Below are 26,515 nucleotides of genomic sequence, written 5' to 3' on the forward strand. Positions count from 1 at the left end.
ATGACGAAGTACCACGTGCCGCGTGCACGACGAAGATTCATGATTGCGGGCCTTTCAGAGCAGGGCAGGTCCCTACTGGTGGCCTATCGCCAGTGGCAACTCAAGAGTTTCATCGTTGGCGAAGTTCAGTCGGCGGAATGCTGGGCGGCACTCAAGTCGTGAGCGACCTGCTGGCACGGCGTGGCCTTGGTTTGGTTTGCACGGCCACGGATCGCGGCTGCCGCCTCACCCTCGCTGAACTGCAATGCGAACTCGTAGTCCGGCGGCCTGCACCGGCCGGGCGAGTGTGCTGGCGAAGGGGTTCTCGACGCTGGATAGCGTGTGGCTGTGAGCGATACTCGTGGTGTTCCGGAGCAGTGGGAAGAGCAGTCCGGTGAACTGTTGGCCGAGTTCGACGACTGGGGTGCTGGCCAGGGGCTCGAGGTTGATCTTTTCGTCATCGAGGCGGCGTTGGACTCGCGGGTGACGGGTGATGGCGTGCTCGCACGCTGGGGCGTGGCGGACATGGAAGGACTTCTGCTGGATTGGTTCCCGCGGAAAGTCACTCTGGAGCGCTCGGAGTGGCCGAGCGCTTTGACCACGCTGCACCGTTGGGTCGACTTCCTGGCCGCGACTCGCGGTGATGCCGTGCGGGATGCCGGTGGGCTGCATGCGGTGATCGACCGGAGCGCTCCGGAATTCCAGGTGAGGATGACCGATGAGCGCAACTTCGGGCCGGCGAAGTTCTGGACGACTCGGATGATCGAGCATGGTGTCGACCTCGAGGACGAGGACGCCGTCTACGGCTTTCTCAGGGCGGTTCAAGTTGGCGAGATCGACTACGACCGCGACGTGCTGGCCGAGATCATGCGCCGTCGTGCGTTCGACGGTGAAGCTGATCTGGTTCTCCCCGAACTCGACGAGCACGACCTGGGGCCGTTGCCGCCGGCACTCGTTCCGCCCGAGGGGGAGCTGGTGTCGCTGGCGGAGCGCATCAGCTTGGTGGCTCGGTTGCGGTCGTTGGTGGCGTGGGTGGGTGCTGGTCGTGCGGTGACGACGACCAAGCGCTTGCGTGTGGCGGATGCCCGCGAGCTGGCGATGGTGCTGGGAGTGGATGCGCCCTACCTGGAGCGGGCGCGCAGCAGCGCGGATCTGCCGGAGGTGACGCTGCTGGTGGCTTGGGCCAGGGCCGCTCGTCTTGTGCGGGTGGTCAAGGGCAGACTCCTGGCGGTCAAGAGCGCGGGAGGCCTGCTGGACCGGCCGTTGGACCTGTGGTGGCGGGCTTTCGAGGCGTTCGGTGAACTGGGTCCCGAGGCGTGTGCGCCCGCGAGCCGCTACGAAGCTCCCTCTCTGCTCGGGCAGGTGCTGTCGGAGGTGGCGCTGGATCTGTGGCTGGGTCTCTACACGGCCGGTGGGGCACCCGCGCCGGTGGAGCTGCTGGCCGAGAGCGTTCGCGAGGTGATGTCGGTCCGGTTCGGCGTGCTGGCCGGTCTCCGGGACATGATGTGGCGACGGGACTTCGCGGCTGTGCTCGCGGCCTTGGAGACGTTGGGAGCGGTCGAGCTGACGGTGGCCGCGGATCCGCGGGAACGTGACAAGATCATCGAGCTTTCCGGCAGGGACGATCCTGATCTCACTCTCGCACGGCTGACTCCGCTCGGCCTGTGGGGTGCGCGCCGGGCGTTGCGCGCGCAGGGATTCGATGCACCGTCCGTGAAGGAGCTGGCAGAGGCCCCGTTGGAGCAGGTGTGCGAAGCCGCGAGGCACTGTGCGCCCGAGATCGCCGAGTCCGTCCTCAGAACATGGGTCGCGTCCAGGGACGCCGAGGACGCGGCGGCCGAGCTGGCGGCGTTCTGCGTGAACGGGCCGTCTCCTGCGGCGCGGCTGCTGGCGTGGTCCGCGCTGGCGGACACCGGTGTGTCGGGTGTGGGCCAGGCTCGCCGGTTGCGCTCCGAGGGTGGTGTGGCGGGCGGGATGGCCACCGAGTGGTTGGTCGGCTGCGGCGAGCTGGCCCTGGAAGCCGCCGGGCAGCAGGAGATGCTGCTCGCGCTGTCCGAGAACATGGCTGCCATGCACGACCACGGGATGCTGATCGAGCAGATGGCCGGACATCCACTCCACGACCAACTTGGCTTGGTGCAAGCGATCGCGAGTGCCCACCACCCCGACCGCGTCGCGATGTTGACCGCCATCTCCCACGATCACCCGGAACACGACATCGCCGCTGCGGCGTACGAGGCTCTCAACAGCAGTTGCTCGTAGTTGCGCCGGAAGTGCCCCTGGGGCCGTGCGCTGACGTGATCGGGTGGCGCGATCTGGAACCCTCACGAACGAGCTGACTGTCCACAGGATCCGGAGATGAGGAGTCGTCATGATCGACGCGACGGTCGAGATGCCGGAAGAGCCCGCCGACTCGCCTACCGGCAGGCTGCCCAGGTGGAGTGGCTCGGACCGGAACCTCGCCGAGACGTACTGGAGAAAGCTCAGCGCACCGGCCAAAGACCTGTTCTCCGTGCTGATCGACCACCCCGAGGAGAAGTTCACCGGCGACGAACTCGCCCAAAAGCTCGGCCTTCCCGGCGGCAGGCAGAGCCTGAAGAGCGTTCTCGGATGGCCTGGCCGGTACTGCAAGGAGTTCGGACGCACCTGGCCCTGGGCGTGGGACTACCCCAAGGGCGAAACCGCTCGCTTCTGGATGACGGCTGAGGTTGCCGAGATCTTCCGGCAGGCACGGGAACACCGACCTGCCAGGCGGATCAAAGCTGTTTCGCGTGACGAGCCGGTTCGCCCCTGAGTTCGCTCACCTGGTCCCGGATCGCGGTGTCCAGATCGGTCGCGGTCAGGCCGAAGGTGGTGGCCGTCTCCGTCGCGTCCATGTGGAACGGTGCGTACCACTGGTAGTCCATCTCGGCCATCTCGCGGGCCATCGGCACGACCGGCCCCAGTGTGCGCATCACGAAGCGTGGCAACTGGATCAGCTTCACCGGTGGTCGGCCGGCCGCGGCGGCGTAGCGCCTTGCCAGATCTCGGATGGTCACCGGTGGTGGTGACGGGACGTGCCAGGCCCTGCCCCACGCGCGTTCGTCGGTGGCCAGCGTTACCAGGGCTTTGGCCATGTCCACGTTGACGGTGAAGGTGTGCGGCATGTCGAGGTGGCCGGTGATCCAGGCGGCGCTGCCCTTCTTCAGGGCCGGTTCGATGAGCATGGAGTAGAGGCTGGCCGCGTCCTTACCGATGTAGTCGGAGCCGCGGACCTCCACCGCGCGGATGTCGGCCGCCAGGGCCTGTTCCCACATCTGCCTGCGCAGGCGGCCTTTGCGCGTGGTGGCGGACATGGGGGTCTGTTCGTTCATCCTGCCGTCTGGTTGCGGGCCGTAGGCGTAGAGGCTGCCGGTGAGGGCGAGGACTGCGTCGTTCGCCTTCGCGGCGGTGATCATCGCCGTTTGCAACGGTGGCAGCAGGCGCTGCCACGTCGTGTACGACGGCGGGTTGGCGCAGTGGTAGACGGCTTTCGCGCCGCGGGTCAGCTCGGTCAGGCGGACCGGGTCCGAGGCGTCCGCGGCTACTCGTTCGACCAGCTCGTGTTCGGGGCCGGAGCCGCTGCGCGTGATGATGCGGGAGGCCTCGCCTCGTTCGGCCAGCAGGCGCGCGACGTTCGACCCGATGGAGCCTGCGCCGACGATGACGTGTTCGGGCATGACGGGAATTCCCTTCGACGAGCCGGGCTCAGTCGTCCAGACCGGCGCCGGTGTAGGTGGGCACGGCGGCGAGCTGGGCGGCGACCTCGGGGTTGTGTTCGTTGCGGCGCCGGTGCAGTTCCTGGATCTTCGCGCCGAGCTCGGGATCGTCGTCGTCGCTGACGTCGAAGATGTCGAGGCGCTCGGCCAGGCCGAGCCCGATGCGGTCGGTCGCGTAGGTGCTCGGGTGTGTCAGGTACTCGAAGAGTCCGTCGAGGTCCTCGAGGACGAAGACCGCGCTGTAGGCGAAGTCGCCGCCGTGGTCGCGACCGACCACGAACGACTTGACGGCGGGGTTCGACCGGCCCTGGTTGCGCCAGGACTCCAGCACTTCCTCGATCTGCGCGGGCGTCGCCGTGGCCTTCACCATGGCCCTGTTGATGTGGTAGATCATGTCGCACCTCGTTTTCTAACGACGTTAGAATTCTTAACGTCGTTAGACTATGGGTGTCCGGCGATGCCGTCAAGGACGGCGGTTAGGGTCGGGGGAACTTCACCGGAACCGAGTGACGGACATGGCGACGAGCACCAGACGAGCTCGCGAACGAGCGAACATCCGTGAACGGATCATCGAAGCCGCGCTGAGGGTCCTCGAGTCGGAGGGGGCGGCCGCGCTGACCGTGCGGCGCATCGCGACCGACGTCGAATACACCGCGCCGATCGTCTACCAGCACTTCGCCAACAAGGACGCGCTCGTGCTGGAGCTCGTCGCGCACGGCCACCGGCTCATGATGAGCGAGTTCCGGCGGGCCCTCGAGGAACCCGACATCGACCGGCGCATGCTGCGGCTGGCTTCGGAGTACGTCCGGTTCGCCGGCGAGCACCCGCACCTCTACCAGGTCATGAACAGCCCGGCGGTGGACGCGGAGGAACGCCGGCGTGCGGCGGAACCCGCCATCGACGTGCTGAAAGAACTGCTCGGTGACTGGTCGCGCGAGCACGACGTGGAGCTGACCGATCTCGACGAGGCCTGCGAGATCATCTGGGGAACGCTGTACGGGATCGCCTCGCTCGGTTACCTCGGCACCGTCGGCAACGAGCGGGCGCGGCGGCTCGCCGAGCAGGCGCTGCGGGCGGTTCTGCTCGGCTGGCGGGCCGGGACCGCGGGCACCGGATAACCTGCGGAAAGCACGAAACCCCAGGTCGTCGACCTGGGGTTTCGTCATCATCGAATCAGTGGGGAACGACCTCGGCCGACCCGCTGGTCCGGCTCGGCAGCAGGGCCGCCACCACGATCGTCGCCACGGCGAGACCGGTGGCGATCACGAACGCCAGCCTCATCCCGCTCAGCTGCGCCGAAGCGGCAGCGGCGCCGTCGGCCACCAGGTGGGTGGCGCGGACCGACATCACGGTCACCACCAGAGCGGTGCCGAGAGCCGCGGCCACCTGCTGCAGCGTGCCGAGGATCGAGCTGCCGTGCGGGTACAGGGACGGCGGGAGGGCGCCCATCCCCAGGGTGAAGATCGGGGTGAAGGTCGCGGCCAGGCTCACCATCAGCAGGGCGTGCAGGGCCAGGACCTGCCAGTACGGCATCGTCATCGAGACCTGGGTGAAGCCCGCCAGGGAGAGCACGATGCCGATCGCGCCGGGCAGGACCAGCGGGCGGCTGCCCAGGCGGTCGTAGAGGCGTCCCACCTTCGGGCCCAGCAGGCCCATGGCCAGGCCGCCCGGCATGAGCAGCAGGCCGGTCTGGAGCGGGGTCAGGCCTCGCAGGTTCTGCAGGTAGAGGGGCAGCAGGATCATCGAGCCCATCATCGCCAGGAAGGCGACGCACATCAGGATCAGCGACAGGGTGAAGGTGCGGTGCTTCAGGGTCCGCAGGTCCATCAGAGGGGCGTCGGTGCGCTGCAGCTTCAGCTGGCGCAGCACGAAGAGCGCGATGGTGACCGCGCCGGCGACCACGATGCCGATGCTCGGACCCAGGTGGCTCTCGCGTTCGCCGAACAGGCTCAGGCCGTAGACCAGGCCGCCGAAGCCCAGCGTCGCCATGGCGGCGCTCGCCCAGTCGATGGTGCTGACCTTCGGTTCACCGATGTTGGTCAGCTGGCGGAGGCCGAAGTAGGTGACGGCTCCCGCGATGGGCAGGACGGCCACGAACAGCAGGCGCCACGAGCCCAGCTGCAGGATCAGGCCGGAGATGGCCGGGCCCAGTGCCGGTGCCACCGAGATCGCCAGGGTCACGTTGCCCATCACCCGGCCGCGGTCCTGCTGCGGCACGACGGTCATCAGCGTGGTCATCAGCAGCGGCATCATCACCGCGGTGCCCGCCGCCTGCACGATGCGACCCAGCAGCAGGACGGTGAACGTCGGTGCGACCGCGCACAGGGCGGTCCCCGCGAGGAAGACGCCCATCGCGATCACGTAGCTGCGGCGGGTGGTGACGCGCTGCAGGAACCAGCCGGTGACCGGGATCACGGCCGCCATGGTGAGCATGAACGCGGTCGAGACCCACTGCGCCGCCTGCTCGGTGACGTGCATCGACTCCATCAGGCGCGGGATCGCGTTGATCATCAGGGTCTCGTTGAGGATCACGACGAACGTGGCCAGCACCAGCAGGCGCACCACGAGGGGTGTTCGGCCCGCCTCGGTAGCCGGTCGTTCTTGTGTCGCAGCAGGCATGTCAGGCCCTCACTAGTTTGCTGGCGCGGTCGTCTCGCGGCCGAGACAGCCGGCGTCGACGTTCTTCGTGACACCGGTGGAGACCGGCAGCTCTGACAGAACTCATCGGTGTGTCCGAAGTGTTCCTCATCGCCCGGCCGTCCTCACCCGAATTCCGCCGTTGGCGGATCCGGTTCTCGTCCCTCTGCCCGGACGTCGAACGGCCGGGCGCCGAAATCGACACCTGGCCCGGAAAAATTCGGGACGACTTCGGACCGTGGTCCGATCCGGTGCGTCGCGGGCGGTGGAAGCGTTGCCGGACATGAGGTTCCCGAACGGGTGGGTCGGCGGCGCGGCCTTGGTGGCCGGGCCCGTGTTGTTGTTGGTGGGCACGGCGCTGCGGTCGCCGTTCCACTTCTTCTTCCCCGACCAGCTGCGGGCGGTGGCTGAGCATCCGGCGTTGATGAAGGCCGCCTACACGGCGTTCCTGGCCGGGAACGTCGTGATGTGGGCCGCGGTGGCCTGTCTCGTGCAGCGGATCGGAGTGAGGAGGCCCAGGTGGGCGGCTTGGGCAGGGGTGCTGGTGACGATCGGGCTGTTCGCGCGGACGTTCCACGCCGGGGTGGACCACGCGGCGTTCACCGCTGTGGAGCACCTGGGTGTCCGGGGAGCCACGGAACTGGTTGCGAAAGGGTACGGAGAGCTGCACCTGTTCAGCTTCCTGTCGTTCACGATCATGTCCGGGTGGTTCGTGCTCGCGATCGCGGCCTACCTGAGCGGGGTGCTCGGGAGAGTTCGCGCGGTGGCGCTGGCGACCATGGGGTCGCTGCCGCTCGGGGTGTTGAAGGGAACCGAGGTTCTCTCGATCGTCGGGACCGTCGGGCTGTGCATCGCGTTGGTGCCCTTGGGGATCCACGTGATCGGTCAGCAGCCGAAGCCGACGCGGCGGAACGTCCTGACGGCGGTGCCGGTCGCCTTAGGACTGGGAGCGCTCGCGGTCCTGAGCACGCTCGGATGAGGGCCAGGCGAACCAGAGTCCCGCGAAGACGAGGAACGCCACGGCGCCGACGACCATGGACGGCCACCCTCCGAGGATCACCTCGGCCAGCATGAACACGGTGCCGGTCATCGCCAGGGCCAGGAAGGCGAGGCCGATCAGGGCGAAGGTGTTGCCGGAGCGGACGATGTGCTCGCGGCGGCCCTGGCGGAAGAGGACGCGGTGCCACGCCGCCGGAGCGGTCAGGAAGGCGACGGCGATAGCGGCGCACAGCACCGTGACCAGGTGGGTGACGCGGATGTGGTCGCTGGTGGAGGAGTACTTATCGGTGAAGGCGATGGAGAGCAGGAACCCGAACAGGATCTGCACGCCCGCCTGGGCCACGCGCAGTTCCTGGAGCAGCTCGTTCACGTTGCGGGCGAGTCTGCTTTGGTGGGATTCCTCGGCTTCGCTCACCGCATTCGCGTACCCGGCGTCCGGGCGTCGAAACGCCGATCCGGACGCCGGGACTCGCTCTAACGGTTGATCACGAAGAAGTCGGTCACGAACGCGACCGCGTCGCCGGCGGTGTTGCGGCCGACCCACGTCGGGTAGACGCCGTCGCCCCAGCCGGTCGAGAACGCCACGACGTTCAGTCCCGACCGCGGGTCGGTGACGTTGGCGGGACCGCGGCCGCCGCCCACCGCGCCGAGCGCGTCGATCAGGTCGCAGTTGCCCACCTCGTCGTCGCTGGCCAGGCGGTCCAGCGCGTCGGTGGCGGAGAGGTCGAAGAACGCGCCGGTGCTCGACTTCACCTCGTAGCCGAACTCCGGCATCACGGGCAGCATCGGCACGTGCTCACCCGGCACCACGGCCGGTCTCCACGAGTAGGCGGGCTCGTCCCGCACGGTCACCTTGGCGGCCGCGACGCGGTAGCCCTGCCGCACGTCCGGGAAGCCGTCGCCGTCCACCCACGAGACCAGCGAGACCGACACCGGGTACGAACCGGGCGGGACCTCCTCGGTGAACGCCTCGGCGTCCTCCGGCCACAGCGCGAACGGGTCCGCCGCGACGAGCCTCCCCGTCGGCAGGGCCAGCTCACCGACCTGCCGCACCGTGACGACCTGCTGTTCGCCACCTCCGGTCGGCTTGCCGACCGGCCCGTCGACGAAGAACCGCTCGAACCCGGTCCTGATCAGTTCAACCGCCCTCACGCGTAGGCCACCTCCTGAGGGCATGTTGGCAGAAGCCTCTGACACCCGATCGGGGTACCAGGGGTGTTCGCGCTGGCTGAAGAGCCCGGAATCCCAACACGCCTGGTGACAGGCTGGTGGGCATGGCAACGATCGAGGTGGTGCTGGGCGACATCACGGCCGAGGACGTGGACGTCGTCGTGACGGCGGCGAACGAGTCGTTGATGGGCGGCGGCGGTGTCGACGGCGCGATCCACCGCGCGGCCGGGCCGGAGCTCGCGCGGGCGGGGGCGAGGCTGGCTCCGTGCGAACCGGGCACGGCGGTCGCGACGCCCGCGTTCGGGCTCGCGCCGGTCAAGCACGTCATCCACACGGTGGGACCGGTCCGGGAGGGCGGGGAGCACGGCGAGGAGGACGTGCTCGAGAGCTGCTACCTCAGCTCCCTGCGGCTGGCGGAGGAGCTGGGGGCGGAGAGCATCGCGTTCCCGGCCATCGCGACGGGGATCTACGGCTTCCCCACCCGCGCGGCCGCGAAGATCGCGGTGCGGGCGGTCCGCTCGTCGCCCGTCGTCGACCGGATCCGGCTGGTGGCGTTCGACCGGGAGACCTTCGACGCGCTCTCGGACGCGCTCGACGAAGATCACGGCAGGTCAGTGCCCTGATCTCACCTGGCGTCATCTTGGCGAACCGGTCGATCCGAAGGACGTCGGCGAGTGGCGGGCTCCTGCGCGTCGCAGACTGCCACCTCGTCGCGGGTGCGGAGGAGCATTTCGTCGCTGTCCAGCGCGAGGTCTGGGCACCGGCGATGGCGGTTGCGGGTGTGCTGGGCGGGGTCCTCGCACGACTGGCCGCGCGGCGCCACCTCGTCGCCACGTTCTGGCCCGACGTCGAAACACATCGCCAGTACGGCGAAGATGTGCCCGGGCTGCGCGCCCAAGCGGCCGCGGGCGCCGACATCGCGGTCATGCTCGGCGAAGATCACGGCAGGTCAGTGCCGTAACCTGGAGGGCGTGTCCGTCGCCCCCGCCCTCAAGATCGGCCCTTTCGCCGTCGACCCGCCCGTCGTGCTGGCGCCCATGGCGGGCATCACCAACGTGGCGTTCCGGCAGCTGTGCCGTCAGTACGGGGCCGGCCTCTACGTCTGCGAGATGATCACCGCCAGGGCTCTGGTCGAGCGCGATGCGACGACCATGCACATGATCACGTTCGACGAGGACGAGCACCCGCGGTCGATGCAGCTCTACGGCGTCGATCCCCGCAACGTCGGCGAGGCCACGAAGATGATCGTGGACGAGAACCTCGCCGACCACATGGACATGAACTTCGGCTGTCCCGTGCCCAAGGTGACGCGCAAGGGTGGCGGGGCGGCGCTGCCGTACAAGCGCGAGCTGTTCCGGCAGATCGTGCGGGCCGCGGTGCGCAACGCGGGTGACATGCCGGTCACCGTCAAGTTCCGCATCGGCATCGACGACGAGCACCTCACCTACCTCGACGCGGGGCGCATCGCGCAGGACGAGGGTGCCCAGGCCGTGGCGTTGCACGCGCGCACGGCGTCGCAGCGGTACTCGGGCAAGGCCGACTGGACCGCCATCGCGCGGCTCAAGGAGGCCGTCACGGGCATCCCGGTGCTGGGCAACGGCGACATCTTCAGCGCCCAGGACGCGCTCGACATGGTCGCCGCGACCGGGTGCGACGGCGTGGTCGTCGGGCGTGGGTGCCTCGGCAGGCCGTGGCTGTTCCGGGACCTGCAGGCGGCGTTCCGGGGCGAGCCGATCCCCGAGGGACCGAAGCTCGGCGAGGTCGCGGCCATCCTGCGCACGCACGCCACGCTCCTCGCCGCCCACTACGGCGAGGACAAGGGCCTGAGGGACCTCCGCAAGCACATGGCCTGGTACTGGCACGGCTTCCCGGTCGGTGGCGACACGCGGCGGGCGTTCGCGATGGTGTCGAGCCTGCAGCAGCTGGACGACCTCCTCGGGCAGCTCGACCCGAGCGTGCCGTTCCCCGAGAACGCCGAGGGGCCCCGCGGCAGGCAGGGTTCCGCCGCGAAGGTCGTGCTGCCGGAGGGGTGGCTCGACGACCCCGAGGACGCGACGGTTCCCGCCGGCGCGGACGTGATGCACTCCGGTGGCTGAGCGCATCGCGGTCCTCCTCGCCTCGCTCGCGCTCCTCGCGGGCTGCGCCGGTCCCGTCGCGGGCACCGCGCGTCCCGCCCAGCTCAGCGACGGTGACAAGGCCAAGTTCAAGGAGTTCTACGAGCGCCTGAACTCCGCGGCCGACGAGGGCGCGTCCCAGCAGTCGAAGCTGCTGAAGGACACGCAGCACCCCGACTTCCGGCAGAAGGTCTGCGACCTGCGCGGCGCCACCATCAAGGTCGAACCGACCTGGTCCACGCTTCGCGTCGACGCCGACTGGGCACCCCCCGGTGACAAGGCGCATCCCCGCGGCGACGTCTACGTCGTGGCGGTCACGATCACCCTGCGGCAGGAGGGTGCGGTGATCGGCAACCAGATCGGTTCCCTGCACGTGGTGCTGTTGGACGACGAGGTGTACGGATTCGCGCCCTGTCTTGGTGGCTGAACGGGTTGTCGATCTTCCAAGCTCACTGGATCGGAGCAGCTGACGGTCAACCGGACGGGGGAAATCCCACCCGCTCGTGTCTTCCTGGCTCAAGCGGCGACCCACGGGGGACGACACCTGCCAAGTGAGGAGGTGACCGCGATGACCGCACTGCGACCCGAGACCGCCCAGAAGATCGAGCTGACACAGCAGGACGACGCCGCCGACGACCGGCAGGGTCCTGGGCTCGTCGGCCTGCACGAGTCCATCGCGACGCTGCTCGCCTCCCGCGGCCAGTGGCGCCAGGCCTACCAGCACCTCCGCTCCGCCCTCGACCTCGTCCAGGCGGACCAGGTCGAGCAGCCGCACGTCCCCGAGCAGCTCCGCCGCGAGGTCGACCGGTTGCGCAGGGAGCACGCCGAGGCGCGCGAGCAGAGCCTGCGCGACAGCCTCACCGACTCCTACAACCGCCGCTACCTCGACCAGCGGCTGATGGACCTGCTGGCCGAGCACGGCGCGTGCCGTCACGGGCTCGCCATCGCGCTGATCGACCTCGACTGGTTCAAGCAGGTCAACGACACGTTCGGCCACCTGCTCGGCGACCGCGTGCTCCAGCGCGTCGTGGGGCTGCTGCAGCAGGAGCTGCCCGAGGGCGCCTTCTGCGCCCGCTACGGCGGCGAGGAGTTCGTGCTCGTGCTGCCCAGGGTCGACGCCTCCACGGCCGTCGAGGTCGCCGAGGCGGCCAGGGAACGTGTCGAGCGTCACTCCTGGCAGGAGATCGCCCCGAGCCTGCGCGTGACGGTCAGCGCGGGCCTCGCGTACGAGCCTCCCGCGGACGAGGCGCCGGAGCGCCCGGCGGTCAGCGCCGAGCAGCAGCTGCTGCGGGCCGACAGCCTCCTGTACACGGCCAAGCAGTCAGGTCGCAACGCGGTGGCGTACCGTGCCGACGGACGGGTCCGGCTCGCAGGCGCTGCCGCGGGCAGGCGTGCCATCGCCGAATCACGTGTCCTCGGTTACTACTGAGTGAGCTGGCTCACCCGTTCAGGGCAAGCAGACTGCGCGGAATCGCGTACAGATCGCAGCTGTATCACCCGGAGTGGTCGTCAGAAGTCGGCTACATCCGTAGTATCGCGGGCGCAACTGACACGCCGGTGATGCAACCCTTGTGTCCCGGTCGTCGTCACTTCGTAATGACGATCCGCTTTTGCTTCTGACCCAGAAGGGAGATTGGGTGCCCGACGACCCCCGACGTGGCGGCCCCTCTTCCCGCGGTGATCAGGATCCCCAGCACGACCAGCCGACCGGCCGTAGACGTCGCTCGATGGAAGGCTCTGGGGGCCTGAGCGTCTCGGACCTCATCGAGCAGCACAGCAGGACGAACATCCCCCGACCCGTCCCGCCAGGCTCGCCCGATGCGCCCACGACAGGCAGGCGTGCCCTGCCCGACCCACCTGCCACGGGCAGGCGTGCTCTGCCGGACCCGCCGGCGCAGCAACCTCAGCAGCAACCTCAGCAACCTCAGCAGCCACCGCAGGCCCCACAGCCCCAGGCACCGCGGCAGCAGCCGCCCGCCGCTCACCGGCCTGGTGAGCAGACGGGTACGCGCCCGCGGCCGCCGATGGCCGACCCGGCGGCCCCGCAGAACTTCACCGGCGAGCAGACCGGCAGGCGACGCGTGCCGGACGCCCCCGCCGGGCCTCCGAACAGCGCGGTGCGGCCTCCCGGTGAGCAGACCGGACCGCGGCCGCGACCGGACGGGACGGGCATGCAGCGCCGCCCCGACCCGAACGCCCCCAGGCGCCCGGCGGGTCCCGAGGCGGACGCGACCGGCACGAGGCGGCGTCCCGCGCCCGGCGAGATGGGCCCGGCCGGCGCACCGCCGCGCAGGCCCGCTCCTGGCGACCCACCGTCGTCCAACGGCATCCCGCGCCCGCCCGCACCCGGCGAGCCGGCGTCGAGCGGCATGCCGCGGCCACCGGCACCCGGTGACCCGCGGCGCATGCCCCCCGGCGACGCCCCGTCCGCGAACGGCATCCCCCGGCGCCCCGCGCCCGGTGGAGCGCCCGAGGCCTCCGGCATGCCGGCGGGCACCGTGCGCAGGCCCGACGCCGGTGGTGCACCGCCGCGCAGGTTCGCCCCTGGCGACGCACCGTCGTCCAACGACATCCCGCGCCCGCCCGCACCCGGTGGCGAGCCGCCGCACGGCGTCCTCAAGCGGCCTCCCGCCGCCGACGGCCCCGCACCCCGGCGCCTGCTGCCGGGCGACGCGCCGTCGTCGAACAGCATCGCGCGTCCCCCGGCACCCGCCGAGGGGCCGGACGCGACGGGCCGCCGCCCCATGCCCCCGAACGGGGACATGCCGGGCAGGAACCCGATGCCGCCGCGCGCGGAGTCGAGCGGTCCCCGGCCCCTGCCCCCGAGAGCGGAGTCGAGCGGTCCCCGCCCGATGCCCGGCGCGGGTGGCGGCGGCATCTCCAACCGGCTCGGCGTGCCCGACGCGCCCGCGCCGGAGGAGCCCGCGGCCGAGGGTCCCGGACCGGAGGCCACCCAGATCGCGTCGGCGGCGGGTGTGGCCAAGGTCGAGAAGCGCGAAGAGATGGACCCGCTGAGCCTCACCACCGAGATGGAGGCCATCGGCGACGACGTGAAGAAGCGGCGCGAGGTCGACCACACCCTCGCGCGGTTCTCCGCCGTGCACGACGAGCTGCTCGAACAGGAGCGCCTGCGCAAGGAACGGCGCGCCAAGCTCATGCCGTGGGTCAAGGAGGACGAGGACGAGCTCGAGGAGGCGACGCAGTTCGCCGACCCGGTCGTCGTCGACACCGACGGGACCGGCGCGCCCCGGATCCCCGGCCGCACGCCCCAGCAGCGCAGGCTGATGCGCGGCGCCAAGATCTCCGCGGTCGCCGCGGCCGCCGCGGTGTTCGCCGCGACCGGCATCAGCTGGGCCGCGACGCAGTGGGCCGACTCCAAGTTCCAGAAGATCGACGCGCTCGGCGGCAACTCGCAGGCCGTGCACCAGGCGGAGAAGCAGCTCGGCGACGAGAACTTCCTGCTGGTCGGCTCGGACACCAGGGCGGGCGCGAAGCCGGGCGACAACGTCGGCACCCAGGCGCAGGAAGGCGGTGCGCGGTCGGACGTGATCATGCTCGCGCACATCCCCGCCGACCGGAAGCGCATGGTCATCGTGTCGCTGCCGCGCGACGTGCGGGTCGACCGGCCCGCGTGCCGCACCTACAACCCGGACACGGGGCAGTACGCCGGTCCGCTGGCGGCGGAGAAGTCCGTGATGGCGAACTCCGTCTTCAACGACGGCGGGCCCGAGTGCGTCGCCAACCTGATGACCCAGCTGTCCGGCCTCAAGATCAACCACTTCGTGAGCATCGACTTCGTCGGCTTCCGCGAGATGTCGACGGCGATCGGCGGCGTGGAGATCTGCACCCCGAGGCCCATCATCGACGACGAGCTGGGTGTCGTCATCGACAAGCCGGGCAAGATCACGCTCAAGGGCGACCAGGCGCTGCAGTTCGTCCGCGCCCGCAAGGTCGCGGGTGACGGCGGCACGGACTTCGACCGCATCAAGCGGCAGCAGCAGTTCCTGTCGGCGATGCTGCGCCAGTCGCTGTCGAACGAGGTGCTGCTGAGCCCGACGAAGCTCAACAACTTCATCAACGCGCTCACGAAGTCCACGGTCGGCGACAACATCGACGTCGCGTCGCTGCTGGAGCTCGCGAACTCGTTGCAGAGCCTCGACGCGGGCCGCGTCTCGTTCGTGACGATGCCGCACTGGACCGACGAGGGCCCGACGTTGTCGAACGACGACAACATCGAGCGCCTCAGGGACGACGACGTGAAGGCGTTGTTCCAGACGATCATCGACGGAACGCCGTTGCCGCAGGAGAAGCCCGTCGAGTCGAAGCCCGGCGAGAACACCCCTCCGGCGCAGCAGCAGCCCGGCACGGTGATCGACCCGAAGGAAGTCACCATCCAGGTGTTCAACGGCGACCCCGACAACGGCGGCGCCGCCGACCGCACGGCGAACGCGTTGCAGCAGAACGGGTTCAAGGTCGCCACGCGCGGCAACGCCTCGGAGAACGCGGCGAAGACCACGATCAGGTACTCGAAGGGCAACGAGAACAAGGCGGCCACGCTCAAGGCCGCGGTCCCCAGCGCCGAGCTGGTGGAGGCCCCGGAGATGGGCGGCGCGGTCGTGCTGACGATCGGGTCGAACTTCGACGACAAGATCGTGGCTCCGCAGGGCGGCACCCCGCAGCAGGGCAACAACCAGGCACAGCCGGGCAAGGATCTGTCCATTGTGAACGCGGCACAGGACCCCTGCGCGAAGTGATTCGCCTGGGGTTCACCTCGGGTTCATCCTGGCATGTCGCTGCCGCGATGGTCGGGACGTAGGCTGAGCGCCATGCGCGAGGCCTACCACGACCAGCTACAAGAGCTCGCCGAACGACTGGCCGACATGACCGGCATGGTCGCCGAGGCGATGGAGAACGCGACCGCTGCCCTTCTGCAGGCCGACCTCGGCCTCGCGGAACGGGTCATCAGCGGTGACCAGAAGGTCGACGACGTCCGCTCCAGCATCGAGGAGCAGTCGTACGCGCTGCTCGCTCTGCAGGCACCGGTCGCGACCGACCTGCGCACGGTGCTCGCGGTGATCCACGCCGCGGAGAGCGTCGAGCGGATGGGCGACCTCGCCCTGCACGTGGCGAAGGCCGCGCGGCGCCGCCACCCGGCGTCGGCGATCCCCGAGGACGTGCAGCCGTACTTCTCCGAGATGGGCCGGATCGCGGTCAAGCTCGCGAGGGAGACCGCGGAGATCATCCGAGAGAAGGACGTCGACCGCGCGCGCAGCCTCGAGGACGAGGACGACGCGATGGACGACATCCACCGCCACCTGTTCACGGTGACCATGGACAAGGACTGGAAGCACGGCGTTCCCGCCGCGGTGGACATCACGCTGCTCGGCCGGTTCTACGAGCGCTACGGCGACCACGCCGTGTCGGTCGCCAAGCGCACGGTCTTCGTCGTCACCGGCCGGATGCCCGGCTACGGTGGCGACGAGGAACTCTGACCCCCTCGGTTACCTGAACTGCCCATCGCGCTCTGCCACCAGCTCCGGATCGGCGTAGGCCTCCGAGAACTCGGCGAGCACGGTGGGCAGTTCTTCGTCCCACGCCGCCCGCGCCTCGTCGCGCGGCAGGTCCCGCGCATCCGCGGTGAAGTACGCCCACGCGCGCACGATCTCCGGCAGCAGAGCCAGATCGGCGTCGGACACGTGCAGCTTCGCGGCCACGTTCAGGATCAGCACCGCGGTGAGCGACGCCGGCCCGTAGACCACCGGATCGCGGTTCTGTTCCACGGCAGAGGAAGCGACGATGCGCGCGAACGCCCGCGCGGCCTCGGTGTCGGCGATCCCGTGGTCCGAGGCCAGGAACGCCTCGACGACCTCGTCCGTCCTCTCCGGACTGATCGCGGGGATCTCGTACCCGTCCGGCACCAGCGCGCTCACGCGCGCGTCGGCGAGCGCGATCAGCTGGACGGGGTGCCGCACGTCCTCGGACCCGATCAGGCCCTCCTCGGCCTCCTCGTCGGGCCCGTCCTCCCAGAACTGCTCCACGTCCGGCCACACGCGGTCGTAGACGTCGCCGGCGCTCAACGGCGTGATCTCGTCGCGGAACGCGTCGGGTGTCGAGGCGATCATGTCCTCCAGCAGCGCCACGGTGCCCTCGTCCGGCGTCGAGAAGAGCTCGATGGCGGTGGCGCCGAGCACCGGCTGGCGCATGAACAGCACGGTCTCCGCCGCGCCCGCGCGTTCCTGGGTGATCGCGACGACCTCCACGTCTCCCAGGAGGTTCGTGACGAGGAAGGCGTCGCGGAACGCCAGCTCCGCGCCGGCGACGTACCAGGACGGGTCCTGCGCACCGCGTGCCGCGACGGTCTCCGCGGCCGTGGAGGCGGCGGTCCTGTCCTCGGTGGAGCCCACACCCGACAACGCGCGCAACGCCGTGAGCGCCGCGGGGTCGTCCATCGCCTTCAGGGCGTCGACCATCGGCGCGGTGCCGGACCCGGCGAGCCAGAGCGTGGCGTAGAGCTCGCTCGCCCAGGCGTCCGCGAGCAGCCACGACTCCGAACGCAACGCGGCCGCCGACTCGAGCAGCGCCCCGTAGGGGGACTTCTGCTCGGGCCTGCGGCCGGGTGCCTTGCCTTGCTTGCGCTTGCGGGACTTGCTCTGCGGGCTCACCCGCAGGAATTTAGCCGAACCGGCCGGAGATGTAGTCCTCGGTCGCCTTCTGACCGGGGTTGGAGAAGATCTTCTCCGTGTCGTCCACCTCGATCAGCTGTCCCGGCTGACCGACACCCAGCAGGTTGAAGAACGCGGTCTGGTCGGACACGCGCGCCGCCTGCTGCATGTTGTGGGTCACGATGACGATCGTGTACTCCTTCTTCAGCTCCGTGATCAGGTCCTCGATCGCCAGCGTGGAGATCGGGTCCAGGGCGGAGCAGGGCTCGTCCATCAGCAGCACGTCGGGCTGCACCGCGATGGCGCGCGCGATGCACAGGCGCTGCTGCTGACCACCGGAGAGGCCACCGCCGGGGCGGTCGAGGCGGTCCTTGACCTCGTTCCAGAGGTTGGCGCCGCGCAGCGAGCGCTCGGCGACCTCGTCGAGCTCCTTCTTGTTCTTCATGCCCGCGAGCTTCAGGCCCGCCACCACGTTGTCGCGGATGGACATCGTGGGGAACGGGTTGGGGCGCTGGAACACCATGCCGATGGTGCGGCGCACCTCGACCGGGTCCACGGTGGACGCGTAGATGTCCTCGCCGTCGAGCAGCACCTTGCCCTCGACGCGCGCGCCGGGCGCGACCTCGTGCATGCGGTTGAGCGACCGCAGCACGGTCGACTTGCCGCAGCCGGAGGGGCCGATGAACGCCGTGACGTTCTTCGGCGGCACCGCGAGCGAGACGTTCTCCACGGCGTGGAACTTGCCGTAGAAGAGGTTCAGGTCCTTGATGTCGAGTCGCTTGGCCATGTCCGCCCGCTCACTTCGTCTTCGGCGCCAGCGCCCGCGAGATCACGGTCGCCAGGAGGTTGAACAGGGTGATGAGAAGGACGAGCGTGATCGCCGCGCCCCAGATGCGTTCGAAGCCCGCCTGCGTCGGGTTGTTGCGCTCGTTCACCATCATCAACGGCAGCGAGGCCATCGGGCCGTCGAACAGGTTGTAGTTGATGAACGGCGCGTAGGCCGCGAGCACCAGCACCGGCGCGGTCTCGCCCATGACGCGGGCGAGGGCCAGCATGATGCCGGTCAGGATGCCGGACAGCGCGGTCGGGATGACGATCTTGACGATCGTCTTCCACTTCGGGATGCCCAGCGCGTAGGAGGCCTCGCGCAGCTCGTCCGGGACGATCTTGAGCATCTCCTCGGTCGTGCGCACCACGACCGGCACCATCAGCAGCACCAGGGCGAGCGACACGGCGACCGCGCTGCGGCCGAGGCCGAAGTACGTGATCCACACCGTGTAGACGAACAGCGCCGCGACGATCGACGGGACACCGGTGAGGATGTCCACCATGAACGTCGTCGCCTTCGCCAGCCGCGACCGGCCGCCGTACTCGACGAGGTAGATGGCGATCATGATGCCGATCGGCACGGAGACGACCGCGCAGATCAGGCCCTGGACCAGGGTGCCGTAGATCGCGTGGTACGCGCCGCCGCCCTGCTGGCGGGCCAGCAGGCCCGACATGGACTTCTGCCACCAGCCACCGTCGAGGATGACCGGGAAGCCGCGCTGGATGACGGTGTAGAGCACCCACACCAGCGGGATGACCGCGACGAGGAACGCGCCCCAGACGAGGCCGGTGGCGAGGCCGTTCTTGATCCGGCGGGAGACGCTGACCGCCTGGAACGTCGGCGGCGTCGCGAGTCGCGTGGGATCCGCGAGGTTGGTGCTCACTCGTACTCCTTGTGGCCGGCGACGATCGAGCGCGCCATGGCGTTCACGACGAAGGTCAGCACGAACAGCACCAGACCGGCGGCGATGTAGGCACCTGCCGAGCGCGGGTCGTTGAACTCGGGCGCGGCGAGCGCGATCTTCGAGGCGAACGTCGAACCGCCGTCGAAGAGCGACCAGCCGAACGAGGCGGTCGCGGTGCTCAGGATGATCGCGACGGCGATGGTCTCACCGAGCGCGCGGCCGAGACCGAGCATCGAGGCGCTGATGTAGCCGGCCTTGCCGAACGGCAGGACGGTCGTGCGCACGACCTCCCACTTGGTCGCGCCGAGCGCGATCGCGCCCTCGACGTGCATCGTGGGCGTGCGCTCGAAGACCTCGCGGCTGACGGCCGTGATGATCGGCAGGATCATCACCGCGACGACGATGCCCGCGGTGAACACGGTGCCGCCGAGCTGCACGTTGACGTTGCCCTTGGCGAAGATCGGGATCCAGCCGAGGCTCCCGATCAGCCACTCGGAGATCGGGTAGAGCACGGGGCCGAGCACGAACAGTCCCCAGAGGCCGAAGACGATCGACGGCACGGCCGCCAGAAGGTCGATGACGTAGGCGAACGGCCGGGCGAGGTTGCGCGGCGCGTACTGCGTGAGGAACAGCGCGATGCCCAGCGCGATCGGCATGGCGATCAGCAGGGCCACCAGCGCGACGACGACCGTGACGAGCGTCAGGTCGAGGATGCCGAACCGCAGGTTCGTCGGGTCGGTGGTGTTCCACTCGCGACTGGTCAGGAAGTTGACGTTGTCCAGCCCGAGCGACGGGATGGCCTGCAGGACGAGGAACAGGCCGATCGCGCCGATGAGGACGACGATGAAGACACCGGACCCCGTCGCCAGGCCGCGGAAGATGCGGTCGCCAGGCCGAACGTGCGGTGCCTTGGGGGTTTCTGGAGCTTCCGGGGTCGGGGGAATCGGAGCCTCCGGGGCGTGGGGAGCAGCCGCGACGCCCCGCTCCGCTCCGGGTTCACCGGAGCGGGCGGGGCGCTTGGCCACGACGGGATCGTTCATCGCGTCTGTATCAGCCGAAGTTTCGCATCAACCTCAGGCGATCGCCTTCACGGCGGTCAGGATCTTGTCCTGGAACGCCTTGGGCAGCGGCACGTAGCCGGCGTCGGCGAGCTGCGCCTGACCGGTGGTGGCGGCAACCGTGAGGAACGCCTTGACGGCCTTGGCGGTGTCGGCGTCGTAACCCTTGGAGCAGACGATCTCGTAGGTCGCGAGCAGCAGCGGGTAGGCACCGGCGACCTTGGTGCCGTAGATCGAGTCGAGGTCGAGGACGAGGTTGTTGCCCTCACCCTTGATCTTCGCGCCGTCGATGGCCTTGCCGACCGTCTCGGCGTTCAGCTCGACGGCACCGGCACCGGAGTCGATCTTGGCGAGCGAGAGCTTGTTGTCCTGCGCGAAGGACCACTCGACGTAGGTGATCGCACCGTCGATGGAGCCGACGGCCTGCGCGACACCGGCGGACTTCTCCTTGCCCTCGCCGACGCCACCCTTGAACTGCTTGCCCTCACCCTTGGTCCAGCCGCCGGCGACCTTCAGGTACTTCTGGAAGTTGTCGGTGGTGCCCGACTCGTCCGAGCGGTAGATGACCGCGATGTCCTTGTCCGGCAGGGTCGCGGAGCCGTTCAGGGCCTTGATGGCCGGGTCGTTCCACTTCTTGACGGTGCCGGAGAAGATCGCGGCGGTCGTCTTGGCGTCCAGCACGAGGCTGTCCACACCGGACACCTTGTAGCCGACGGCGACGGGGCCGAAGACCAGCGGCAGGTTCCAGGCCGGGTTCTCCTTGCAGCGCTTCGCGGCGTCGGTGGTCTCGGCGCCGTCCTTGAGCGCTGAGTCCGAACCGCCGAAGTCGACCTGGCCGGCGTTGAAGTTCTTCACGCCCGCGCCGGAGCCGGACGGGTTGTACGCGAGGTCCACACCGGGGCAGGCGGCCTGGTAGGCCTGCACGAACGCGTCGACCGCGTTCTTCTGCGCGGACGAACCCTCGGCGTTGAGCTTGGTCTTGCCACCGCACTCGACAGGAACAGAGGAAGCGTTCGACGTGGCGGAAGTGCCACCCGTGCCGCCCGTGTTGTTGTCGGAGCCACACGCACCGAGCAGCAGCGCGCTGGCCGCGACGAGGCCGAGCACGGCACCGTGCCGCTGGATCTTCACCTTGGTCCTCCACCTTGCGAAAAGCATTAGCGGTTCGCGACGGACGCCGCCGCTCGACACGGACGGTAGGTAGCCAGAGTGGACAACCCACCTAGACAAGGTGAACGGAAGGTGAACACCGAACGGGAAGTGACGGGTCACACGGCCAAATGAGTGACCGCGTGACCAGGGCGTATGCGTTTTGTGACGGTACGTTGACTACCGGGCGTACTGGACGTCGGCGTCCCACAGGGTGAAGCCGAGCTTCGTGTAGACCCTGACCGCCACCGTGTTGTCCGCCTCGACGTAGAGCATCACTTCACCGACGCCGCGTCCGCGCAGGTGGTGCAGGCCGGCGAGGGTGAGGGCCTTGCCGAGACCGCCGCCCTGGCTGTCCGGGTCGACGCCCACGACGTACACCTCGCCCAGCTCGGGCGTGTGGACCTTCGTCCAGTGGAAGCCCGCGAGCCTGCCGTCGGCGTCGAACGCGAGCAGGAAGCCCTCGGGGTCGAACCAGGCCTCTTCTTCCTTCGCGCGAACGTCCTCGATGGACATCGAGCCCTGCTCGGGGTGCCAGTCGAACGCGCGGTGGTTCACGTAGACGACCGCGGCCTCGTCCTTGCCGGGGACGAACGGCCGGATGGTGACGCCCTCTGGCAGCTTCGGCTCGGGGAGGTCGTTCTCCAGGCGCAGCCGCATGCGCAGCAGCTCGCGGACCTTGCTCAGGCCGAGCTTCTCCGCGAGCTTCCCGGCGTCCGGGTGGCCGCCGTGCGCCCAGATCCGCAGCTTCTCCTGCGGGAGCGCCGTCACGAGAGCCTCGCCCACGCCCCGGTGGCGGTGCGCCGGGTGCACGGCGAGCTCGGCGACCTTGTTGCCGTCCGCGTCGCCGAGCACGTCGACGTGCGCGTACCCGGCGAGCTCGCCGTCCAGGTGCACGAGGAGGTGCCTGCTGCCGGTGGCGCCGGGGCGCATCCGCAGTCGCACGGCCTCGCCGACCGGTGCCACGCCGTCGGTGTCCTCCGCGGCCTCCAGCAGCTGCCCGACCTCGGCAGCCTGCTCGGTCGTCAGCTCGTCGTACCAGCTCAGTTGCGCCACACAGGCGAACCTACCGCGCGATCAAACGATCATCCAGGACTCGGACGGCGTCGTCGATCTCGGCGACCTCGGCCGGACGGCGCGAGGAGCCGGGACGCGGCGGGCGGACGAACTTGTAGCCCACGTTGCGCACGGTGCCGATCAACGCCTCGTGCTCGGGGCCGAGCTTGGCGCGCAGCCGTCGCACGTGGACGTCGACGGTGCGGGTGCCGCCGAAGAAGTCGTAACCCCAGACCTCCTGCAGCAGCTGCGCGCGGGTGAACACCCGGCCCGCGTGCTGCGCGAGGTACTTGAGGAGCTCGAACTCCTTGTAGGTGAGGTCGAGCGGGCGGCCCTTGAGGCGCGCGGTGTAGGTGGCCTCGTCGATCACCAGGTCGCCGAGCTGGAGCGCGCCGTCGCCACCGGGCTGGGTGGAGCCGCGGCGCGAGCGCACCAGGCGCAGGCGGGCGTCGACCTCGGCGGGGCCGGAGTTCGGCAGCAGGATCTCGTCGACCGACCAGTCGGAGTTGACGGCGACCAGACCACCCTCGGTGACCACGGCCACCACGGGCACGTCGACGCCGGACGAGTCGAGCAGGCGGCACAGCGAGCGGGCGCCGACCAGGTCGGTGCGGGCGTCGACCAGCACGATGTCGTGGGGACCCGCCTCCAGCAGTGCGGAGACCTCGGGACGCAGCGGACGCACGGCGTGCGGGAGCAGTGCCAGCGCCGGCAGCACGGCCTCCGGGTCGGGGTCTGTCGTCAGCAGAAGCACGTCGATGCTCATCGCGGCGCCCTCCAAAATCGGCCGTGGACGGTCACCTGGACCAGACCAGCGGCGTACGGTGACCGGGCCCCGTTGCCTGCGGATGACGGAGACGATACCGGTGCACCCCGAGAAAGTCCCAGGTCAAGAAGCCGTGCTCACAGTTGTTTCCACAAGCGTCACGCCTGTTACATCCATGTCACACGATGGAGTGCGCCTGCGCGGTGTCCACCTGAAGGGTGACAGCGGCCTTGCTTTCGTTGTGGGACACGGGTTCACGAACAACGTGACCAAACCCTACGTCGCGCGCGTGCTCGCCCGGCTGGCCCGGCGCGGGGGCGTCGTCGCGTTCGACTTCCGCGGCCACGGACGGTCGGGCGGGCGTTCCACGGTCGGCGCGGACGAGGTCCACGACATCGAGGCGGCCGTGCGCAAGGCCCGCGAGCTCGGGTACTCGAAGATCGCCACCGTCGGGTTCTCGATGGGCGCCTCGATCGTCCTGCGGCACGCCGCGCTCGGCGAGAGCAGGCCGGACGCCGTCGTGTCGGTGAGCGGCCCCGCCCGCTGGTGGTCGCGTGAGACCGCTCCCATGCGCCGGGTGCACTGGTTGCTGGAGCAGCCGCACGGCAAGCTGGCCGCGCGGGCGATGGGGGTTCGGCTCGGCGGCGGCTGGGTACAGGCGCCGGAGAGCCCGCTGGAGGTGGTGGGGCGCATCACGCCGACCCCACTGCTCATCGTGCACGGTGACCTGGACCACTATTTCGGGGTGGAGCACGCCATGTCGCTGCACCGCGCGTCCTCGGGACATGGGGAGTTGTGGATCGAGAAGGGCATGCGGCACGCCGAATCGGCCTCGACTCCCGACCTGGTAGACCGGATGGCGGCGTGGACCGCCGCGAAGATCGAGCACTGAACCCGGAGGACGTAGGGATGACTGCAGGGTTTTCCGGCCAGAGCCCGGCCCGCGCCAGGCCGAGGAGGAAGTCGCGGCGCGGCAAGTTCCTCGTCATCACGGTGATCGTGCTGGGAGTCCTGCTCGTCGCGGCCGACTTCGCGCTGGCGGCGGCCGGCGAGTACCAGATCGCCCAGCGGATGCGCGAGAAGCTGCAGCTCGACGAGGACCCGTCGGTGCGGATCAACGGGTTCCCGTTCATCCTGCAGGCGCTGCGCGGCGACTACCAGCACGTGGAGATCCGCGCGTACGGCGTGCCGATCAAGGACGAGCAGCAGGGCGTCGACCTGCGCGACCTCGACATCGAGGCCGACCTCCTGCACACCCGCGTCGAGCTGTCGGACCTGCTGGCGGGCAACGTCTCCAAGGCGACCATCGACACGGTCAAGGGCAGCGTGCGGATCAAGGCGCTCGACCTGAACCGGCTCGCGAACCAGGTGACGCCGTTCGACAAGCTCTCGATCGAGCCGGACAACCGCGTCGCCACGCCCGTCCCCGCGAACCCCAAGGCGCCCAAGACGACCGCCGCGGTCAAGCTCTCCGGCGAGACCAACGTCGCGGGCAAGGTCGTCACGCTCACCGCGTACGGGCAGATCGCCCTGGTCAGCGGCGCGATCCAGATCAACATCGACGACATCGAGCTGAACGACGCCTCGCTGAAGCAGATCGTCCCGCAGCTGCGCCAGGCGCTGGCCATCAAGATCGACCCGGGCACGTTGCCGTTCAACGCGACCCCCACGGCCGTCGAGGTGGAGAGCGGTTCGTTCAAGCTCAGCGGCGAGATCGCGGATGTACCGTTGAGCCAGCGATGACCGGTGTGTGGGCACTCCTGGGCGCGCTGGCCGCGGCCGGCGCGATCGCGGTGCTGCTCAAGCTCCGCGAGGGCCGCGTCTCCCGTCGCTCCAAGCCGTCAGCCGACCTGCCCGCTCCCGTGCGCGACCTGCTCGTGCCGGGGGTGACGCTGGTCCAGCTCTCCACCACGTTCTGCGCGCCGTGCCGGCACGCGAAGGTGGTCCTGCGCGACCTGGCCGACCGCATCGACGGCCTCACCCACGCCGAGCTCGACGTCACGAACCTCCCGGACGTGGCCGCGAAGCTCGGCGTGATGCGCACCCCGACGACGCTGGCACTGGCGTCCGACGGGACCGAGCTGCTGCGAGTCGGCGGCGTGCCGAAACGCGACTCGCTCCTGGAAGCCCTGCGCCCGCATCTGGCCTGATCCAGTCGGGTGAACCTGCGTTGTTCCACCTGATGGACATACCTCCCGCACCGAGGGATGGGGAGCTACCCTCGCTGGCATGACCATGCTGCTCACGAAGCGACGCGCGGTAGACCTGTGCCGCGTGCGCAGCAGCCTGTGTCGCCCGACGAGCTGATTGGGCCGCTTGACGCCCATCAGCAACCTCTGCCGGACTGAACGCACTCGTCCGTATGCCCGGAGGTCGTTGTGCCCAAGGACTCCCCCGTAGACCCGCGCGGACCGCGCTTCTCAGCCTGGATGACCACGGCCGTCCTGGCGATCGTGCTGCTCACCGGCTGGTGGCGGCTGTTAGCCGCCCAGACGGTGCTGTTCGCGATGTGCGCGTTCATCTCGCTGAAGCTCAACCCGTGGGGGCACGTCTACCGCTTCGCGATCCAGCCCCGCCTCACCCCGGCCACCGAACGCGAGGAAGCCGCCCCACTGCGGTTCGCGCAGGGCGTCGGTTTCGTCTTCGCACTGATCGGCACCCTCGGTTACGCCACGGGCCTCACCACGCTCGGCATGGTCGCGACCGGCATGGCACTGGTGGCAGCGCTGCTCAACGCCGCGCTGGGCCTGTGCCTCGGGTGCGAGATGTACCTGCTGCTGCGCCGCTACGCCCCCGCCATCGCCCGTCCGCAATAAAGACACGCACTACTACAGGAGCAACTTCCCATGAGCCGTGAGAACGTGCTGGTCTCGGCCGCCTGGTCCGAGGAGAACCTCCAGACGCCAGGCGTCGTCTTCGCGGAGGTCGACGAGGACACCACCGCGTACGACGGCGGGCACATCCCGGGCGCCGTCAAGATCGACTGGAAGAACGACCTCCAGGACCCGGTGCGCCGCGACTTCGTAGACCGCGAGGGCTTCGAGAAGCTGCTCTCGGCCAAGGGCATCTCCAACGACGACACCGTGATCCTCTACGGCGGCAACAACAACTGGTTCGCGGCCTACGCGTACTGGTACTTCAAGCTCTACGGCCACGACTCGGTCAAGCTGCTCGACGGCGGTCGCAAGAAGTGGGAGCTCGACGGGCGTCCGCTGGACAAGGAGGTCGTCGAGCGCGCCGGGACGACCTACTCGGCCAAGGAGCAGGACCTGTCGATCCGCGCGTTCCGCGACGAGGTCGTCGAGGCCATCGGCACGAAGAACCTGGTCGACGTGCGGTCCCCCGACGAGTTCTCCGGCAAGCTGCTGGCCCCGGCGCACCTGCCGCAGGAGCAGGCGCAGCGGGCCGGCCACATCCCGTCGGCCATCAACGTGCCGTGGAGCAAGGCGGCCAAC

Annotated in this window: 29 protein-coding genes; 16 read left to right on the top strand and 13 right to left on the bottom strand. The window is 69.4% G+C overall.

Annotation, left to right across the window (positions count from 1 at the left end; genetic code table 11):
* Positions 1-327 precede the first annotated feature (327 nt).
* The gene (locus tag VM306_RS21985) at positions 328-2,241 is read left to right on the top strand and encodes a hypothetical protein (RefSeq protein WP_325518029.1); all 1,914 of its coding nucleotides are present in this window, start codon (positions 328-330) and stop codon (positions 2,239-2,241) included.
* Positions 2,242-2,350: 109 nt separating this feature from the next.
* Positions 2,351-2,773: a DUF6416 domain-containing protein gene (locus tag VM306_RS21990; RefSeq protein WP_325518031.1), complete on the top strand. Its 423-nt coding sequence runs from the start codon at positions 2,351-2,353 to the stop codon at positions 2,771-2,773.
* Here VM306_RS21990 and VM306_RS21995 read toward each other — a convergent pair.
* Entirely contained in the window at positions 2,736-3,677 is a 942-nt protein-coding gene (locus VM306_RS21995; RefSeq protein WP_325518033.1) for an NAD-dependent epimerase/dehydratase family protein, read from the bottom strand. The genes VM306_RS21990 and VM306_RS21995 overlap by 38 nt on opposite strands.
* A 28-nt stretch (positions 3,678-3,705) precedes the next feature.
* Positions 3,706-4,110 carry a Dabb family protein gene (locus VM306_RS22000; RefSeq protein WP_325518035.1) on the bottom strand — a complete coding sequence of 135 codons (405 nt, stop codon included), beginning with the start codon at positions 4,108-4,110 and terminating at the stop codon, positions 3,706-3,708.
* 121 nt (positions 4,111-4,231) lie between these two features.
* Between VM306_RS22000 and VM306_RS22005 the strand changes: the two genes are divergently transcribed.
* Positions 4,232-4,834, top strand: a complete 603-nt coding sequence (locus VM306_RS22005) for a TetR/AcrR family transcriptional regulator (RefSeq protein WP_325518037.1) — start codon at positions 4,232-4,234, stop codon at positions 4,832-4,834.
* A gap of 55 nt (positions 4,835-4,889) precedes the next feature.
* On the opposite strand, the gene VM306_RS22010 is transcribed toward VM306_RS22005, so the two are convergent.
* The gene (locus VM306_RS22010) at positions 4,890-6,281 is read right to left on the bottom strand and encodes an MDR family MFS transporter (protein ID WP_325518039.1); all 1,392 of its coding nucleotides are present in this window, start codon (positions 6,279-6,281) and stop codon (positions 4,890-4,892) included.
* 355 nt (positions 6,282-6,636) lie between these two features.
* Between VM306_RS22010 and VM306_RS22015 the strand changes: the two genes are divergently transcribed.
* On the top strand, positions 6,637-7,332 hold the full coding sequence (locus tag VM306_RS22015) for a hypothetical protein (protein ID WP_325518041.1): 696 nt from the start codon (positions 6,637-6,639) through the stop codon (positions 7,330-7,332).
* On the opposite strand, the gene VM306_RS22020 is transcribed toward VM306_RS22015, so the two are convergent.
* Both VM306_RS22020 and VM306_RS22025 read right to left on the bottom strand, forming a co-directional pair.
* Entirely contained in the window at positions 7,291-7,722 is a 432-nt protein-coding gene (locus tag VM306_RS22020; protein ID WP_414672429.1) for a DUF6328 family protein, read from the bottom strand. The genes VM306_RS22015 and VM306_RS22020 overlap by 42 nt on opposite strands.
* A gap of 104 nt (positions 7,723-7,826) precedes the next feature.
* Positions 7,827-8,504, bottom strand: coding sequence for a DUF4241 domain-containing protein (locus tag VM306_RS22025; RefSeq protein ID WP_325518049.1), 678 nt, complete (start codon positions 8,502-8,504; stop codon positions 7,827-7,829).
* A 122-nt stretch (positions 8,505-8,626) separates the two neighbouring features.
* On the opposite strand from VM306_RS22025, the gene VM306_RS22030 reads away from it, so the two are divergent.
* On the top strand, positions 8,627-9,145 hold the full coding sequence (locus VM306_RS22030) for a macro domain-containing protein (protein WP_325518053.1): 519 nt from the start codon (positions 8,627-8,629) through the stop codon (positions 9,143-9,145).
* Between the two features lie 2 nt (positions 9,146-9,147).
* Here the strand turns inward: VM306_RS22030 and VM306_RS22035 are convergent, their stop codons facing one another.
* Entirely contained in the window at positions 9,148-9,465 is a 318-nt protein-coding gene (locus VM306_RS22035) for a hypothetical protein (RefSeq protein ID WP_325518091.1), read from the bottom strand.
* 28 nt (positions 9,466-9,493) lie between these two features.
* Here VM306_RS22035 and dusB point away from each other — a divergent pair, with 28 nt between their 5' ends.
* The 5 genes from dusB (at position 9,494) to phoU (ending at position 16,128) form a co-directional block, all read left to right on the top strand.
* Positions 9,494-10,618, top strand: coding sequence for a tRNA dihydrouridine synthase DusB (dusB, locus tag VM306_RS22040; RefSeq protein WP_414672430.1), 1,125 nt, complete (start codon positions 9,494-9,496; stop codon positions 10,616-10,618).
* Positions 10,611-11,063 (top strand): hypothetical protein, encoded by a 453-nt coding sequence (locus tag VM306_RS22045; RefSeq protein ID WP_325518056.1) that lies wholly within the window; start codon positions 10,611-10,613, stop codon positions 11,061-11,063. The genes dusB and VM306_RS22045 overlap by 8 nt, the downstream gene beginning before the upstream one ends.
* Before the next feature lie 141 nt (positions 11,064-11,204).
* Entirely contained in the window at positions 11,205-12,065 is an 861-nt protein-coding gene (locus VM306_RS22050) for a GGDEF domain-containing protein (protein WP_325518059.1), read from the top strand.
* Between the two features lie 595 nt (positions 12,066-12,660).
* Positions 12,661-15,390 (top strand): LCP family protein, encoded by a 2,730-nt coding sequence (locus VM306_RS22055; RefSeq protein ID WP_325518061.1) that lies wholly within the window; start codon positions 12,661-12,663, stop codon positions 15,388-15,390.
* Positions 15,391-15,462: 72 nt separating this feature from the next.
* The gene (gene phoU, locus VM306_RS22060; protein ID WP_325518062.1) at positions 15,463-16,128 is read left to right on the top strand and encodes a phosphate signaling complex protein PhoU; all 666 of its coding nucleotides are present in this window, start codon (positions 15,463-15,465) and stop codon (positions 16,126-16,128) included.
* A gap of 9 nt (positions 16,129-16,137) precedes the next feature.
* Here the strand turns inward: phoU and VM306_RS22065 are convergent, their stop codons facing one another.
* The 7 genes from VM306_RS22065 to VM306_RS22095 all read right to left on the bottom strand — a co-directional run bounded on the left by VM306_RS22065 (position 16,138) and on the right by VM306_RS22095 (position 23,060).
* Positions 16,138-17,298, bottom strand: coding sequence for a hypothetical protein (locus tag VM306_RS22065; RefSeq protein WP_325518064.1), 1,161 nt, complete (start codon positions 17,296-17,298; stop codon positions 16,138-16,140).
* A gap of 10 nt (positions 17,299-17,308) precedes the next feature.
* Positions 17,309-18,085 carry a phosphate ABC transporter ATP-binding protein PstB gene (gene pstB, locus VM306_RS22070; RefSeq protein WP_325518066.1) on the bottom strand — a complete coding sequence of 259 codons (777 nt, stop codon included), beginning with the start codon at positions 18,083-18,085 and terminating at the stop codon, positions 17,309-17,311.
* Between the two features lie 10 nt (positions 18,086-18,095).
* Entirely contained in the window at positions 18,096-19,010 is a 915-nt protein-coding gene (gene pstA / locus VM306_RS22075; RefSeq protein WP_325518068.1) for a phosphate ABC transporter permease PstA, read from the bottom strand.
* Positions 19,007-20,071 carry a phosphate ABC transporter permease subunit PstC gene (gene pstC / locus VM306_RS22080; RefSeq protein WP_325518070.1) on the bottom strand — a complete coding sequence of 355 codons (1,065 nt, stop codon included), beginning with the start codon at positions 20,069-20,071 and terminating at the stop codon, positions 19,007-19,009. The genes pstA and pstC overlap by 4 nt, the downstream gene beginning before the upstream one ends.
* A 33-nt stretch (positions 20,072-20,104) precedes the next feature.
* Positions 20,105-21,220 carry a phosphate ABC transporter substrate-binding protein PstS gene (gene pstS / locus VM306_RS22085; RefSeq protein WP_325518072.1) on the bottom strand — a complete coding sequence of 372 codons (1,116 nt, stop codon included), beginning with the start codon at positions 21,218-21,220 and terminating at the stop codon, positions 20,105-20,107.
* Positions 21,221-21,418: 198 nt separating this feature from the next.
* Complete coding sequence (gene mshD / locus VM306_RS22090; RefSeq protein WP_414672431.1) at positions 21,419-22,294, bottom strand: mycothiol synthase; 876 nt, start codon at positions 22,292-22,294, stop codon at positions 21,419-21,421.
* Positions 22,295-22,304: 10 nt separating this feature from the next.
* Positions 22,305-23,060 carry a response regulator transcription factor gene (locus tag VM306_RS22095; RefSeq protein WP_325518074.1) on the bottom strand — a complete coding sequence of 252 codons (756 nt, stop codon included), beginning with the start codon at positions 23,058-23,060 and terminating at the stop codon, positions 22,305-22,307.
* 175 nt (positions 23,061-23,235) lie between these two features.
* Here VM306_RS22095 and VM306_RS22100 point away from each other — a divergent pair, with 175 nt between their 5' ends.
* From VM306_RS22100 to VM306_RS22120, 6 genes are all read left to right on the top strand, one after another.
* The gene (locus VM306_RS22100; protein WP_325518076.1) at positions 23,236-23,952 is read left to right on the top strand and encodes an alpha/beta hydrolase family protein; all 717 of its coding nucleotides are present in this window, start codon (positions 23,236-23,238) and stop codon (positions 23,950-23,952) included.
* A gap of 17 nt (positions 23,953-23,969) precedes the next feature.
* Positions 23,970-24,803, top strand: a complete 834-nt coding sequence (locus VM306_RS22105) for a DUF2993 domain-containing protein (RefSeq protein ID WP_325518078.1) — start codon at positions 23,970-23,972, stop codon at positions 24,801-24,803.
* Positions 24,800-25,210 carry a thioredoxin family protein gene (locus VM306_RS22110; protein WP_325518080.1) on the top strand — a complete coding sequence of 137 codons (411 nt, stop codon included), beginning with the start codon at positions 24,800-24,802 and terminating at the stop codon, positions 25,208-25,210. Before VM306_RS22105 ends, VM306_RS22110 begins: the two co-directional genes overlap by 4 nt.
* An 85-nt stretch (positions 25,211-25,295) precedes the next feature.
* The gene (locus VM306_RS41425) at positions 25,296-25,367 is read left to right on the top strand and encodes a putative leader peptide (RefSeq protein ID WP_414672432.1); all 72 of its coding nucleotides are present in this window, start codon (positions 25,296-25,298) and stop codon (positions 25,365-25,367) included.
* A gap of 71 nt (positions 25,368-25,438) precedes the next feature.
* On the top strand, positions 25,439-25,876 hold the full coding sequence (locus VM306_RS22115) for a DUF4395 domain-containing protein (protein WP_325518082.1): 438 nt from the start codon (positions 25,439-25,441) through the stop codon (positions 25,874-25,876).
* Positions 25,877-25,906: 30 nt separating this feature from the next.
* Positions 25,907-26,515, top strand: a 609-nt coding sequence (locus VM306_RS22120; protein WP_325518084.1) for a sulfurtransferase, incomplete at its 3' end; no start/stop codon positions are given.

This window comes from Lentzea sp. (genome assembly GCF_035525475.1).
Lineage (GTDB): Bacteria > Actinomycetota > Actinomycetes > Mycobacteriales > Pseudonocardiaceae > Lentzea.

What these genes read in the sequence shown, in the direction of transcription:
- phoU (WP_325518062.1), top strand. Translation starts at nt 15,463, where the DNA reads ATGCGCGAGGCCTACCACGACCAGCTACAAGAGCTCGCCGAACGACTG.
- VM306_RS22015 (WP_325518041.1), top strand. Translation starts at nt 6,637, where the DNA reads ATGAGGTTCCCGAACGGGTGGGTCGGCGGCGCGGCCTTGGTGGCCGGG.
- VM306_RS21990 (WP_325518031.1), top strand. Translation starts at nt 2,351, where the DNA reads ATGATCGACGCGACGGTCGAGATGCCGGAAGAGCCCGCCGACTCGCCT.
- pstC (WP_325518070.1), bottom strand. Translation starts at nt 20,071, where the DNA reads ATGAACGATCCCGTCGTGGCCAAGCGCCCCGCCCGCTCCGGTGAACCC.
- VM306_RS22055 (WP_325518061.1), top strand. Translation starts at nt 12,661, where the DNA reads ATGGCCGACCCGGCGGCCCCGCAGAACTTCACCGGCGAGCAGACCGGC.
- VM306_RS21995 (WP_325518033.1), bottom strand. Translation starts at nt 3,677, where the DNA reads ATGCCCGAACACGTCATCGTCGGCGCAGGCTCCATCGGGTCGAACGTC.
- VM306_RS22110 (WP_325518080.1), top strand. Translation starts at nt 24,800, where the DNA reads ATGACCGGTGTGTGGGCACTCCTGGGCGCGCTGGCCGCGGCCGGCGCG.
- VM306_RS22030 (WP_325518053.1), top strand. Translation starts at nt 8,627, where the DNA reads ATGGCAACGATCGAGGTGGTGCTGGGCGACATCACGGCCGAGGACGTG.
- VM306_RS22005 (WP_325518037.1), top strand. Translation starts at nt 4,232, where the DNA reads ATGGCGACGAGCACCAGACGAGCTCGCGAACGAGCGAACATCCGTGAA.
- VM306_RS22050 (WP_325518059.1), top strand. Translation starts at nt 11,205, where the DNA reads ATGACCGCACTGCGACCCGAGACCGCCCAGAAGATCGAGCTGACACAG.
- VM306_RS22000 (WP_325518035.1), bottom strand. Translation starts at nt 4,110, where the DNA reads ATGATCTACCACATCAACAGGGCCATGGTGAAGGCCACGGCGACGCCC.
- VM306_RS22095 (WP_325518074.1), bottom strand. Translation starts at nt 23,060, where the DNA reads ATGAGCATCGACGTGCTTCTGCTGACGACAGACCCCGACCCGGAGGCC.
- pstB (WP_325518066.1), bottom strand. Translation starts at nt 18,085, where the DNA reads ATGGCCAAGCGACTCGACATCAAGGACCTGAACCTCTTCTACGGCAAG.
- VM306_RS22100 (WP_325518076.1), top strand. Translation starts at nt 23,236, where the DNA reads ATGTCACACGATGGAGTGCGCCTGCGCGGTGTCCACCTGAAGGGTGAC.
- VM306_RS22105 (WP_325518078.1), top strand. Translation starts at nt 23,970, where the DNA reads ATGACTGCAGGGTTTTCCGGCCAGAGCCCGGCCCGCGCCAGGCCGAGG.